At 61.6% G+C, this 13,744-nt stretch carries 11 protein-coding genes and 1 pseudogene; 3 read left to right on the plus strand and 9 right to left on the minus strand.

Going from position 1 to position 13,744, the window contains the following annotated elements:
- Window positions 1-19: 19 nt before the first annotated feature.
- From NKH95_RS04490 to NKH95_RS04515, 6 genes are all read right to left on the minus strand, one after another.
- Window positions 20-2,002: an acetyl/propionyl/methylcrotonyl-CoA carboxylase subunit alpha gene (locus NKH95_RS04490; protein WP_352891129.1), complete on the minus strand. Its 1,983-nt coding sequence runs from the start codon at window positions 2,000-2,002 to the stop codon at window positions 20-22.
- Window positions 2,003-2,282: 280 nt separating this feature from the next.
- Entirely contained in the window at window positions 2,283-2,651 is a 369-nt protein-coding gene (locus tag NKH95_RS04495; protein ID WP_352891142.1) for a hypothetical protein, read from the minus strand.
- A gap of 195 nt (window positions 2,652-2,846) precedes the next feature.
- On the minus strand, window positions 2,847-4,454 hold the full coding sequence (locus NKH95_RS04500; RefSeq protein ID WP_352891130.1) for a carboxyl transferase domain-containing protein: 1,608 nt from the start codon (window positions 4,452-4,454) through the stop codon (window positions 2,847-2,849).
- A gap of 1 nt (window position 4,455) precedes the next feature.
- The gene (locus NKH95_RS04505; protein ID WP_352891131.1) at window positions 4,456-5,619 is read right to left on the minus strand and encodes an isovaleryl-CoA dehydrogenase; all 1,164 of its coding nucleotides are present in this window, start codon (window positions 5,617-5,619) and stop codon (window positions 4,456-4,458) included.
- A gap of 62 nt (window positions 5,620-5,681) precedes the next feature.
- On the minus strand, window positions 5,682-6,332 hold the full coding sequence (locus tag NKH95_RS04510; RefSeq protein WP_352891132.1) for a TetR/AcrR family transcriptional regulator: 651 nt from the start codon (window positions 6,330-6,332) through the stop codon (window positions 5,682-5,684).
- Window positions 6,333-6,403: 71 nt separating this feature from the next.
- Window positions 6,404-6,688 (minus strand): acylphosphatase, encoded by a 285-nt coding sequence (locus NKH95_RS04515; RefSeq protein WP_352891133.1) that lies wholly within the window; start codon window positions 6,686-6,688, stop codon window positions 6,404-6,406.
- 159 nt (window positions 6,689-6,847) lie between these two features.
- Between NKH95_RS04515 and NKH95_RS04520 the strand changes: the two genes are divergently transcribed.
- Window positions 6,848-7,840: a bifunctional helix-turn-helix transcriptional regulator/GNAT family N-acetyltransferase gene (locus NKH95_RS04520; protein WP_352677439.1), complete on the plus strand. Its 993-nt coding sequence runs from the start codon at window positions 6,848-6,850 to the stop codon at window positions 7,838-7,840.
- A gap of 36 nt (window positions 7,841-7,876) precedes the next feature.
- On the opposite strand, the gene NKH95_RS04525 is transcribed toward NKH95_RS04520, so the two are convergent.
- Window positions 7,877-8,989, minus strand: coding sequence for a pyridoxal phosphate-dependent aminotransferase (locus NKH95_RS04525; RefSeq protein WP_352677440.1), 1,113 nt, complete (start codon window positions 8,987-8,989; stop codon window positions 7,877-7,879).
- Window positions 8,990-9,106: 117 nt separating this feature from the next.
- Between NKH95_RS04525 and NKH95_RS04530 the strand changes: the two genes are divergently transcribed.
- Window positions 9,107-10,780 (plus strand): tetratricopeptide repeat-containing sulfotransferase family protein, encoded by a 1,674-nt coding sequence (locus NKH95_RS04530; RefSeq protein WP_352441277.1) that lies wholly within the window; start codon window positions 9,107-9,109, stop codon window positions 10,778-10,780.
- 200 nt (window positions 10,781-10,980) lie between these two features.
- Window positions 10,981-12,034 (plus strand): annotated as a pseudogene (locus NKH95_RS04535) (IS1182 family transposase); the annotation flags it as partial.
- A gap of 132 nt (window positions 12,035-12,166) precedes the next feature.
- On the opposite strand, the gene NKH95_RS04540 reads toward NKH95_RS04535, so the two are convergent.
- Together NKH95_RS04540 and NKH95_RS33420 are read right to left on the minus strand one after the other, a co-directional pair.
- Window positions 12,167-13,354, minus strand: coding sequence for a porin (locus NKH95_RS04540; protein WP_127257438.1), 1,188 nt, complete (start codon window positions 13,352-13,354; stop codon window positions 12,167-12,169).
- 14 nt (window positions 13,355-13,368) lie between these two features.
- The gene (locus NKH95_RS33420; RefSeq protein ID WP_502895159.1) at window positions 13,369-13,662 is read right to left on the minus strand and encodes a GIY-YIG nuclease family protein; all 294 of its coding nucleotides are present in this window, start codon (window positions 13,660-13,662) and stop codon (window positions 13,369-13,371) included.
- Window positions 13,663-13,744: the final 82 nt, after the last annotated feature.

Consider the following 13,744-nt stretch of genomic DNA (forward strand, 5'->3'; position numbering starts at 1 on the left):
GTCGTGGCCTTCCAAACCGTCAGCTCACTGCTGTGGTCGCGGCGTTGTGCTCCTCGACGAACCGCACCAGCACCGTCCCGTCGGTCACCTGCGCGCCCTCGGTGGCGATCTCGGCGATCACGCCGTCATGCGGCGCGGCGATGGTGTGCTCCATCTTCATCGCCTCGAGGATCAGCAGCGGCTGGCCCTTGATCACCGTATCGCCCTTTCCCACGCGCACCAGTTTGACCAGTCCCGGCATCGGCGCGCGCAGGCTGCCGGTGCTTGCCGCCGCCTCATCGGCCCGTGCCAACGGGTCCGGCACGGCGAAGGTGTAGCCAACGGCGCCTTCGAACACGGTGATGTGGCCTGGCCAGTGGGCGAGGCGTGATGTTGAGCGAAAATCATGCGAATTGGTGTCGTCATAGGGCTTCTCCAGCGCGACCTGGAAGCGCCCATCCGGCCGCACCGAAACCTTCGCCGCGATATCGTCTTCACCGAACTTCAGCCATGTGCGTCGCGCCACGCTGTGGAAATGGGCATAACCGGCAAGCGACGACCACGGATCGTCTGACAACGGCGATGCTCCGGCCCCCGAGGCTGCGACTGCGGCCGCGGCTATGGTTTCTCCGCTCGGCGGCGGGACGATCGTCAAAGCCGCCTGGTGTCTGCCAATCAGGCTGGTGTCGACGTCGCCTGCAGCGAAATCCGGATCGGCGGCGAGAGCGGCAAGAAAGGCGGTGTTGACGGTCGAGCCGGCGATCTCGGTCCGGGATAGCGCCGCGCCAAGCGCTTCCAGAGCCGCCTGGCGGTCCGTGGCGTGGACGACCAGCTTGGCGATCATCGGATCGTAGTACGGCGAGATGGCGTCACCCGCCCGCACGCCGGTCTCGATGCGCATCGTGGCGCCTTGCGGGGCCGCGTCTGGAAATCTCAGATGATGCAGCGTGCCCGTTGCCGGCAGAAAACCTTTTGCCGCGTCCTCGGCATAGATGCGCGCCTCGAAGGCATGGCCGGTAAGCGCGATCTCGCTTTGCGTCTTCGGCAGCTTTTCGCCGCTGGCGACCCGCAACTGCCACTCGACCAGATCGGTGCCGGTCACCATTTCGGTGACGGGGTGCTCGACCTGCAGACGGGTGTTCATCTCCATGAACCAGAAGCGGTCGGCTTTCAGGCCTTGCGAGGCATCGACGATGAACTCGATGGTGCCGGCGCCTGAATAATTGATCGCCTTGGCGGCCTTCACCGCCGCATCCGTCATCGCCTTGCGCAAAGCCTCGGTCATGCCGGGCGCGGGCGATTCCTCGATCACCTTCTGGTGGCGGCGCTGCGCCGAGCAGTCGCGCTCGTAGAGGTGCACGGCGTTGCCGAAATTGTCGCCGAACACCTGCACTTCGATATGGCGCGGCTTGTCGACATATTTTTCGACCAGCACACGGTCGTCGCCGAACGCAGCTTTCGCCTCGCGCCGCGCGCTGGACAACGCTTCGGAAAACTCATCGGGATGCTCGACCCGGCGCATACCCTTGCCGCCGCCGCCAGCGCGTGCCTTGATCAGCACGGGATAGCCGATCTCGCGTGCCTTGGAGGCAAGTAGCACGATCTCCTGCGCCTCGCCATGGTAGCCCGGAACGACCGGAACGCCGGCTTTTTCCATCAGACGCTTGGCCGCGTCCTTCAGCCCCATGGCACGGATCGAGGCCGCCGACGGGCCGATGAAAATGAGCCCCGCCGCCGTCACCTGGTCGACGAAATCGGGATTTTCCGACAGGAAGCCGTAGCCGGGATGAATGGCTTGTGCGCCGGTAGTCAAGGCCGCGGCGATGATCTTATCACCGCGCAGATAGCTTTCGCCGACGCGCGAGGGGCCGATATGCACCGCCTCGTCGGCCATCTCGACATGCAGGGATCTCGCGTCGGCATCCGAATAGACGGCGACAGTGCGCACACCCAGTTTCCGAGCCGTGCGGATGACACGACAGGCGATCTCGCCGCGATTGGCAATCAGGATCTTGGCAAACATGGAGCCTCCGCATGTAAGGCTCGGAGTCCATGGGAAGCAGGGCGCTTGAACACCCCTCTCTGTCCTGCCGGCCCCCGCAAGGAGGGAGATTGGCAGCTTTGCCCTCGCTGCGAACTTTCAATGTTGGAATTTGGCGAAAGCGATAGCGACAGTCGATCTCCCCCAATGCGGGGGAGACGTCCGGCAGGACAGAGGGGGGTACTGTCCAGCGAGCCATTCCAGCCCTCGGCGTAGACCTCTCCCTTACCAAGGGAGTGCTCTACCTTGCGGTCGGTAGTATCTATTTCGATGACGAAATTGCGCAGCCGCCACTCGCGGTCTTGAGCTTCCACCGTGTCAAGCCGGCCTGGCAATTGCGCAGCGCCGTCTCTTCCGCCGCCTTCTGGGACGGCGCGTTGAGCTTCGTCCCGCAGACAATGTAGAGGTCGACGACACGCGAATAAAAGGTTGTGGCGTAGGCCGAATGGCCGCTCGCCGCGACGTAGCCCTTGTAGGCAACGTTGCATTCGCCCGAACCTAAGGTCGGCGGAAAACGCACGTCTCCCTTGCGTCCCGCGAGCGATTCCGCCGAGCCGATGCCGGTCGCTGTTAATATTAGAAATACAGAAAGTATCGAAGCAGCCGTTCCCTGGCAATATTTCAGTTTCATTTCCAGCCCGTCCCCATTGCCCCATGCTGGATAAGCAGTATCGAATATTTTGCCTCGCCGCCAGTTCACTGTTTGAGATTCGAAGCCGCCTATGCTGATGAATCGGTTGGTCCATACAGTTCAGCCTTTTCGCACGGCAGCAACGGCCTGCCGGTATAGTTCCGCCGTTTGTCCGTCGAAGTTGACCGTCCATTCTCACATCCGAAACACGCCGAAGCGCGTGTCCTCGATTTCGGCGTTGAGCGCGGCGGACAGGCTGAGCGCCAGCACGTCGCGGGTCTTCGCAGGGTCGATGATGCCGTCGTCCCAGAGGCGTGCGGACGAATAGAGCGGATGGCCCTCATGCTCGTATTTCATCAGGATCGGCTTCTTGAATTTCGCCTCTTCCTCGGCGCTCCATTCCCCGCCCTTGCGCTCGATGCCTTCGCGCTTGACCATGGCAAGCACCGTTGCTGCTTGCTCGCCGCCCATCACCGAGATGCGGGCGTTCGGCCACATCCACAGGAAGCGCGGCGAATAGGCGCGGCCGCACATGCCGTAATTGCCGGCGCCGAACGAACCGCCGATGATGATCGTCACCTTTGGCACGCGGGCGGTGGCGACCGCCATCACCAGCTTGGCGCCGTCCTTGGCGATGCCGCCCGCCTCATATTTTCTGCCGACCATGAAGCCGGTGATGTTCTGCAGGAAGACCAATGGGATCTTGCGCTGGCAGCACAGTTCGATGAAGTGCGCGCCCTTCACAGCACTTTCGGAAAACAGCACGCCGTTGTTGGCGATGATGCCGACCGGCATGCCATGCAGATGGGCAAAGCCGGTGATCAGCGTGGTGCCGTAATTCTGCTTGAACTCGTCGAATTCGGAACCGTCGACGATGCGCGCAATCACCTCGCGTGCGTCATAGGGCTGGCGCAGGTCGGTCGGCACGATGCCGTAGAGTTCATCCGCCGGATGAAGCGGCGGAATCGATCGCTGTAAGTTCAGGCTTACAGTCTTGTTCCGATTCAGGTTTTTGACGATGCGGCGGCAGATGGCGAGCGCATGGTCGTCGTCCAGCGCATAGTGGTCGGCAACACCGGAGAGCCTGGTGTGCACATCGGCGCCGCCGAGATCCTCGGCGCTGACATCCTCGCCGGTCGCCGCTTTCACCAGCGGCGGACCGCCGAGGAAGATGGTCGCCTGGTTGCCCACCATGATCGTCTCGTCGGACATCGCCGGCACATAGGCGCCGCCCGCCGTGCAGGAACCCATGACGCAGGCGATCTGCGGAATGCCGGCTGCCGACATGTTGGCCTGGTTGTAGAAGATGCGGCCGAAATGCTCCCGGTCGGGAAACACGTCGTCCTGATTGGGCAGGTTGGCACCGCCGCTATCGACGAGGTAGATGCAAGGCAAATTGTTCTGCAGCGCGATCTCCTGCGCCCGCAGATGCTTCTTCACCGTCAGCGGGTAATAGGTGCCGCCCTTCACCGTGGCGTCGTTGACGACGACCATCACCTCGGTGCCCTCGACGCGGCCGACGCCGGCGATCATGCCGGCCGACGAAATCTCCTCGCCATACATCGACCAAGCAGCGAACTGGCCGATCTCGAGGAAGGGTGAACCGACATCCAGCAATTGCGCGAGGCGCTCGCGCGGCAGGAGCTTGCCGCGCGAAACATGCCGCTCACGCGCTTCCTCCGAGCCGCCGCGCTCGACGGTGGCCGCCTTCTCCGCAATGTCGGCGACCAGCGCCCGCATGCGCTCGGCATTGGCATGGAATGCTTCGGAGGAGGGGGATATCTGGGTTTGCAGCGTAGCCATGCTATACCCCTTCCGCCATGATCTCGCGGCCGATCAGCCAGCGGCGGATTTCGCTGGTGCCGGCGCCGATCTCGTAGAGCTTGGCGTCGCGCAGCAGGCGGCCGGTCGGATAGTCGTTGATGTAGCCATTGCCGCCAAGCAGCTGGATGGCGTCGAGCGCCATCAGCGTCGCCTTCTCGGCGGCAAACAGCACGCAGCCGGCGGCGTCCTTGCGCGTCGTCTGGCCGCGATCGCAGGCGGCGGCAACGGCATAGACATAGGCGCGCGCGGCGTTCATCACCGTGTACATGTCGGCCAGCTTGCCTTGCACCAGCTGGAACTCGCCGATCGCCTGGCCGAACTGCTTGCGCTCGTGCACATAGGGGACTGCCACGTCGAGGCACGCCGCCATCAGGCCGATCGGGCCGCCGCCAAGCACGGTACGTTCATAGTCGAGGCCCGACATCAGCACTTCGACGCCGCGCCCTTCCTCGTGCAGCACATTGTCGAAGGGCACCTCGACATCCCTGAACACCAGTTCGCCGGTGTTGGAGCCGCGCATGCCGAGCTTGTCGAGCTTTTGCGCCACGGAAAACCCGGCAAAAGCCTTCTCGACGATGAAGGCGGTGATGCCGCGCGATTTCAGGTCCGGGTCGGTCTTGGCGTAGACGACCAGGGTCTCGGCGTCAGGCCCGTTGGTGATCCACATCTTGGTGCCGTTGAGCACGTAGCGGTCATTGCGCTTTTCGGCACGCAGCTTGAGCGAGACGACGTCCGAGCCGGCGCCGGGTTCCGACATCGCCAGCGCGCCGACCCGCTCGCCCGAGCACAGTGGCGGCAGGAATTTTTCCTTCTGCGCCGTCGTCGCCCAGCGGTTGATCTGGTTGACGCAGAGATTGGAATGGGCACCGTAGGAGAGGCCGACCGAGGCCGAAGCGCGCGAGATTTCCTCGACGGCGATCACATGCGCAAGATAGCCCATGCCGCTGCCGCCGAAATCGGGATCGGCGGTGATCCCAAGCAGGCCGAGCGCACCGAGTTCACCCCACAGATGCGCCGGGAATTCGTTCGAGCGATCGATGTCGGCGGCGATCGGCGCAATGCGATCCTGGGCGAAGCGCCGCACCATGTCGCGCAGCGCCTCGATCTCCTCGTCATGCCCGAAGCTGAGCGTGTTCGTGTACATGCTTTTCCTCCCTGCCGCATGACCCCGAAAATCGACTTCGATTTTCGGGGTCATGCGAGAAATCAAAATGCTGCAGCGTCCTTTGCGCGTCCGAAGGGACGCGCGGCGCTGTAGGCGTCGATCTTCGCGCCGACGAGCCGCATTGTCATTGAAAGATATGTCGCCGTGACTTCAGCGATTGATAGCCGCTGGCCCGGCCGAAACCAGACGATCACGCCGGTCATCATCTGGATCAGCGCCATGGCCGTCAGCCCGGTGTCGTCGATGTTGAAGGCGCCCGTCTCGTCGCCGTCGCGCAGGATGGCGCGCAGCTCCTTTTCGTAGGCAGTGCGCATGCGCAGGATTTGCGTCAGCCGTTCGGGCGACAGGCTGCGCAATTCCATGTTCGACACATGCGTGGCGTGCCGTCGCTCGATGTGAAAGGCGATGTGATTGCGCACATAGACGGAGAGCAGTTGCGCCGAATCTGCGTTCGCCGGGCGGGCTGCTTCCCATGCTGTGGCCAGATCTTCCATGTGCTCGCGCATCAGCGTGAACAGAAGCTCTTCCTTGGTTGGAAAGTAGCGGTAGAGCGCGGCCGCCTGGACTCCGACCTCGGCGGCAAGCTGGCGCATCGACATCGCCTCGTAACCAAGGCGCGCGATGAGGTTGACCGCAGCCCCACGGATGGTCGCTTCGGTCTTTTCGCCATCGGACCCCGTGGTGCGTGCCATGTCAGCTCCTCCGCGGAACAATAATAAAACGAACGTTCAATTAATTCAAGATGAGGAGATCGAAACCGCAATCAGGCAATGATCCTGAACCCGACAAGGGCGTGTTGTACTGCCAACTCGTCGACGTCCACCCTGGAAACCGACGCCCCGGCCGGCCCCTTCCAGAGGCGCTCGATCATTGTCGAGACCGCCTCATCGAGCCCTGCGATCCGGGCCGTTACAGACCCGTCCGCCTCATTGCGAATCCAGCCCGCAAGGCCAAGGCTCGTGGCCTGATGCCGAGCCCAGGCCCTGAAGCCGACGCCTTGCACATTGCCGTAGACCCGCGTCAGCACTTCCCTGCGACGATCAGCCATGAATCTCTCCAAGCCTGTCTTGTTTGAATCTGGCGCATGGCGTGAGGAATGCAACCTGGGAGCTGCGCGCGGGCGCAATGGCTGGGCTCTCTGGCTCGAAATTTAATTGACTCCGTCCACTAATTTTGGAAAATACGGCTGCCTCAGGAGTGGCTGCGGATGTTGGACGAACGCAACGCATTGGTGGCCGATGTCAGGCGCTTCAATCGCTTCTACACGCGCACCGTTGGCCTTCTCGACGAGACGCTGACACAAAGTGCATTCACTTTGACCGAGGCGCGCGTGCTGTTCGAATTGGGTCACCGCAGCAACCCGGCTTCCGCCGAAATCGCCGGCGAGCGAGGTTTCCTGGCTGATGCTTTTCGGCTGGAGAATGGCCCGGCGGCCTCCGAAATATCAAGACAGTTGCGTGTCGATGCCGCCTATCTGACGCGGATCCTGCGCAAGTTCGCGGGCCAGGGGCTGACCGAGGCCAGAACGGACCCGGCTGACCGGCGCCGAAGGGTCCTCTCGCTGACCTCACGAGGCGAGGCAGCGCTTGCCAGACTGCAAGCGGCGGCCGATCGGGACACGGCGCGGCTGATCGAAAGCGTCCCCGACGACAGGTTGCATGAACTGCGCAGCGCCTTGCGCAAGGCGGGGGAATTGCTGGGCGACCCCACCCGTGAAAGCAGCGAGGTGACGTTGCGGCCGCATCGCGTCGGCGATGTCGGCTGGGTCGTGCAGCGCCAGGCCCAACTCTATGCCGAGGAATATGGCTGGACGATCGAGTTCGAGGCCATGCTCGCCGAGATCGGCGCCGATTTCATTCGCAATTTCGTGCCCGGCCGCGATTTCTGCTGGATCGCCGAGCGCGGTGGTCAGCCGGTCGGCGCGGTGTTCCTTGTTCATCAGGACGACAAGGTGGCCAAGCTGAGAATGCTGCATGTCGAGGCGTCGGCGCGCGGCCTCGGCATCGGCAAACGACTGGTCGCGGAATGCGTGAACCGGGCTCGAGCTTGCGGCTACACCAAGCTGGTGCTGTGGACCAACGACATCCTCGTTGCGGCGCGTGCAATCTACGAACGTGCCGGCTTCACGCTGGTCTCGCAGGAGCACCACCACAGCTTCGGCAAGGATCTGACCGGCCAGACCTGGGAAATGGATTTGTAGGCAGCTTTTGCTGCTGGGCTGCTTGCAGACGCGATTCTAGTTCCCCCGCGCCGTTGCCAGCGCGCCAGGCAACTCCTCGGCAAGAATATCGAGCTCGTGATCGAGGCCGACGCTGACGCGGATGCAGCGGTCGAGCCGTGGCACCATAGGCTTGCGGATGAAGACGTCGCGCGACAGCAGGCCTTGCAGAACTTTCAGCGCGAAAGCGCCATCGCCGCAGCAATCGATGGTGACGAAATTGGTCGCCGATGCCAGTGGCTTCAACCCGTTCGCTTCGGCAATGCCGGCGATGCGTCGGCGGCCGGCCGCGACCCGCGTGACCACGCTTTGCAGATAGTCCTGATCGGCGAGCGCCTCGACGCCGGCGATCTGCGCCATGCGGCTGACGCCATAATGGTTGCGGATCTTCTCGAAGTCGCGGATCACCTGGGCCTCGGCGATCGCATAGCCGCAACGTATGCCCGCCAGCCCGTAAGCCTTCGAGAAGGTGCGCATGCGGATGACGTTTGGCCTGGAGATATCGATCGGCGGCATCGCCGAGGCCGGCCCGAGTTCGCCATAGGCCTCGTCGAGCACCAGCATGGTGGTTTCCGGCAGCGCCTCGATGAAGCGGATGATCTCGCTCGCCTCCCACCAGCTGCCCATTGGATTGTCGGGGTTGGAGAGATAGACCAGCGGGGCCTTGTCCTTGCGCACCGCCGCCAGCAGGCCATCCAGGCTTTCTTTGTCGTTCTCGTAAGGGACTGTCACCAGCCGCCCGCCGACACCGGCAATGTGGAAGTTGAAGGTCGGATAAGCGCCGAGCGAGGTGACCACCGCGTCACCAGGCGCGACATACATGCGTGCCACCAGGCTGAGCAGGCCATCTATGCCTTCGCCGACAACGACGTTCTCGGCCTTCACGCCGTGATGCGCGGCGACCGCCACCTTCAGATCGTGATTGTCGGGATCGCAATACATCCACATGTCGCCGGCGATCTCGGCCATCCGGGCGGTGACGCGCGGCGAGGGACCAAAGCTGCTCTCATTGGCGCCGATGCGGGCGCGAAAAGCGCGGCCACGCTCGCGCTCCTGCGCTTCGGGGCCGACAAACGGCACCGTCGAGGGAAGCGCTGCGATGAGCGGCATGAGGGGAGGGCGCTGGTGCATGGCGGAAGCTCGCTTGAAAGGGCCTTCTTGCTAGCGCGCCGGATGGGTCGGTGCAAGTTGCCGCTGGGCAGATCCGTAACGCTGGATTCATCCGGCTCTTTTTGCTAGCGAGATATCATGAACAACCGTCTCCCGCCTGCTTGGTCAAAGCACATCAAGCCCGGGCCCACGCCGAAAGCGAAGGGGCCGATACTCAAGCCGACAGTGAGCCAAGGAAACGCTCAATCGCGAGCGCAGGCCGACGAAGCGCTGCTGAACCAGGCCTATGCCCTTCAGCAGGCCCAGCGGCTCGACGAGGCTCAGGACCTGTGCCTTCGGGTGCTGGCGCGCACGCCAAACCATCCGCTCGCTCTGTACATCCTGGGGACCCTGTACCAGCGTTACGATGACGAGATGGCCTTGCGATATTTCGCGCGGGCGGTCGGCGAGGAACCTAAAAACCCTTACTACCACCTCAGCCTCGGCGAGGCCTATGTGAAGGTCAGCGAATATTCGCCAGCCATCAAGCATATGCTGTATGCTTTGGAACTGCAGCCCAGACTTATCGAAGTGCTTTGTGCACTGGGGCGCGCCTACACCAAGTTTGACAAACCCGACATGGCTTTGCCGCTTTACGAGAAAGCGCTCAAGATCAACCGCGATCATCCCAAAGTGCGGGCGGGGCTGGCCAGCGCGCTCAGCGGCCTGGGGCGCATGGATGAGGCCGCCGCCTTTCTGAAAGAAGCAATCGGACGTCGCATCGACGTGCCGGCTGCCTACCACGACCTCGTACAGACGAAAAAATTCACCGAAGAGCCGGAGGAACTCCAATCCATCCTGCGTGAACTCGGCAATCCCAAGCTTGATCCGGACGGTGCTTACAAGCTCCATCACGCTGCCGGCAAGGTACTGAACGACCTCAAGCGCTACAGTGAGGCATTCGACCATTTCAATAGGGGGAAACGGGCCTCCGGCTACACCTTCGACATCAATCTGTATCGCCGCTGGATCGACTCCCTGATTGAAACCTTCACGCCGGACTTTCTGGCGGCCAGGGCCGGCTATGGAAATCCTTCCGAAGTGCCTGTGTTCGTGGTCGGTATGCCGCGGTCGGGCACAACGCTCACGGAACAGATCTGCGCCAGCCATCCCGATGTTCAAGGGGCAGGCGAGCTTAACAAATTAAGGCGGGTCGCCAATGCAATCGGCCTTAAAACCTCATCGGCCGGCGATTTGAGCCGGCCGGTCATGTCGGTCACGCAAGATCTGTCCAGAAAGTTGGCGGAAGAGCATCTGTCCTACCTTAGGGAGTGGGCGCCTGCCGCGCTTCGCGTGGTGGACAAGATGCCGCACAATTTTGAAATGATCGGCCTTATCGGCCTTCTCTTTCCCAACGCGCGCATCATTCATTGTCGCCGTGATGCCATCGACAATTGCGTCTCTTGCTTTGTCCAGAGCTTCAACAAAGGACACAGCTACAATACTGATTTGCGGATACTAGGTCTGTACTACCGCGAGTATGACCGACTGATGCGCCATTGGAACGAGGTTTTTCCAGGCCTTATCTTCGAAAATCGCTACGAAACGCTGGTCGAGGATCAGGAGGCGCAGTCACGCCGCCTCATAGATTACCTTGGGCTGCCCTGGGATGACGCCTGCCTGCGTTTTTTCGACAGGGATGGTTCGGTCAATACGCCCAGCCGCTGGCAGGTTCGCCAACCGATCTACAAATCGTCGGTCAAGCGCTGGAAGAATTATGAAAATGAGATTCAGACGCTGATTGATGCGTTGGGCGATCTAGCGGACAAATAATCCAATCCGAGCTGTGCGGGTGCATGCAATGCGCCCGCGACTTTCGCTGTTAATACCGAATCAATCAATTAAGACAGCGGGTTGCAGCACCGCATCCAATAGTCGCACAATGTCCTGAAAAAAACCCGGCGGTTGCCCGCCGGGTTGCAGACTGCTGACAAACCCCTAGCATTTGCTAGGGGTTTTTGATTCACTGGGTTATGTTGAAGCGACCCGCCCCTGAACAGACCGCACTCGAGATGGTGACGCTGGATCAGTTGGTTCCGGCTGATCACCGTTGCGCAAGATCGACCGTGTGATTGATTTCTCCTTCATCCACGAACTGACCGCGCCACTGTATTGCCCCTACAATGGCCGCCCGCCACTCGATCCGACGTTGATGTTCGAGGCGCTGTTCATCGGCTATCTGTTTGGAGTTCGCTCGGAACGGCAGCTGGTGCGCGAGATCGAGGTCATGTCGCCTATCGCTGGTTCCTGCGGCTGAAGCTGACGGACAAGGTGTTCGACGCCTCGACGTTGTCACAGAACCGGCGGCGGCGTTACGACGACACCAGCGTGTCGCAGGCGATCTTCGACCGCATCGTCGAGCAGGCGATCCGGGCGGGCCTTGTCGATGGCACGGTGCTTTACACCGCCTCCACCCATCTGAAGGCCAACGCCAACAAGACCCGCTTCGATCTGGCGTTCGTGGCCAAGTCGCGGGCCCATTACTGGGAGGCGCTGGACGCGGCGATCGATGAAGAGCGCGCCGTCCATAGCCAGAAACGGCTGAAGGAGAAGCAACGCCAGCCGGTGGAGAAAGAGACCAAGGTCTCGCGCATCGATCCCGACAGCGGCTACATGGTGCGCGAGGGCAAGCCGAAAGGCTTTTTCTATCTCGATCACCGCACGGTGGATGCGGCGCATGCCATCATCACCGACACACACGCGACAGCGATCGTCCATGATTCGACCGTCTACCTGTCGAGGCTCGATCGGCAGGTGGAGGGCTTCGGCTTTGATGTCGGCGCCGTCGGGTTGGACGCCGGCTATGCCACGGCCGGCATCGCCAAAGGACTGGAGGATCGAGCCATGTGCGGTGTCACCGGCTATCGCCGACCGAGACCGCCCAAGCCCGGCATGATGGCACCGTCGGCCTTCACCCATGAGCCGGCGGCTGATGGCCCACAGGGCCAGGTGCTGGCCTACGCCACCACCGACCGCAATGGCTACCGCCGCTACAAGAGCGACCCCGCCATCTGCCGCGGCTGCCCATCTCCTGACACAAACAGTCCAAGACACTTCAATCACATAACAAAAAACCCCGCCGAAAATCGACGGGGTTTGTCAGCAGTCTGAAACCCGGCGGTTGCCCGCCGGGTTTTCGATTCGACAAGTCGCAACTTATTAGAACGAGCGCTGGAAGCGAAGGAGGCCGCCGACGCTGTTCTTCTTGTCGGCCGGAGTCCAGGCGACGTTGTCCGTGCTGCCCTCATCGAACTTGCCGGCATGAAGATAGTCAACTTCGGCCGTGACGGTGAAGCCGGGGACGATGTCATAGGCGACGTTCGCTGCAACGCCGACGTTCTTCCAGTCATCAGCAGACGCCTGAAGGTTGAATGAGGTCTTCTCGTTGAACTTGTAGGTGCCACCGCCCCACACTGCCCAGTTGCCGCCCCACTGCTTGTAGAAGCCGCGACCGCCCGCGGGCTGATCATAGGTCGGGTCGTTGAGGTTGTCGTCGGTGCCATAGCCACCCATGATGAACAACGACAACTCGTTGGAAACGTTCACATCCAAGCGAACTTTGCCGGCGACTTCTTCGTAGTTGCTGTCATACGCAACAACACCAGTGATCGCGCCCCAGCCCTGGGTCCACTTCACGCCGCCGACAACATGCGGAACATAGCTGTCGATCGTGCCAACGCCATACTTGCCGTTGCCAAGATCGTCGACGGATCCAGCGCCCGAGCCTTCTTCGAGCGAGAGCACGGCCGAGAAACCATTGCCTGCGTCGAAATAGTACTGGACGACGTTGGTGTCGAAGTCGCCGTAGGGAACCAGCGTATCCTGGATGACATTGCCGGCGTAGCCGATGAACGTATCGAAGGCCGATTCGTCTTTACCGACGCGCAGACCGCCAAGTTGGATCCAGGCGAAGTTCAGCGATACGTCCTTGTTGTGCGCATCGTTCGGGCCGAAGTCGGGATCACCGTTGCTGTTGCCGAAATTGAAGCGGGTCTCGGTGTAGGTCTTCAAGGTGCCGAGCTCGGTCTCCTGGCCGGTCCAGGTTTTGAGCGTGAAGCGGGTGTTCTTGTACCAGGCTCCCTGGTTCTTGCCGTCCTGCACGTCGTTGCTGCGAGCACCATCGAACGAGCCGACGTCGCCAGCACCGATGTCATAACGGACATAGCCGCCGATGCGCAGGCAGGTTTCGGTGCCGGGGATGTAGAAGTAGCCAGCGCCGTAGACGTCGCAAATCTTGACGTATTCAGCGGGTTCCGGCTCGGCGACGACGACGGCGTCGGCGGCGCGCGCACCGGAAACTGCGATCAGGGCCGCAGCGGAGCCGAGGAGAAGGCTCTTGATGTTCATTTTCTGACCTCCAGTCAGAATCGAATGAAATTACGGGAGCCGCCGTCCGCTTCATCGGAGTAACGAGCTGTTATCGCTATCTCTTTTTGGAAAACCGTAGCATTTTTCGGTAGGCCTGCGGTCGTCACCAAAGCGTTTACTGGCGAAAGCGTGCCTGACCCGGATTTGAGATAACGTTCGAATGAAGCTGCCTTGGCCTGATTCGAGAAGGCCATATAGGTGACGATCCGCCATGGCAGGAACTTGGACGTATGGCTGGATTTTCCCGAATTGTGCTCGGCAAGCCGTCGTTTTAGGTCCGACGTCATGCCGACATAACGCCACCTTCCGCAACCTCGCTCTCCAGAAGATAAACGTACCACATGAGCCGGCCCCTCCTTTGCCAATGCG

The sequence above is a fragment of the Mesorhizobium sp. M0848 genome, from assembly GCF_040319805.1.
In the GTDB taxonomy this organism is placed as follows: domain Bacteria; phylum Pseudomonadota; class Alphaproteobacteria; order Rhizobiales; family Rhizobiaceae; genus Mesorhizobium.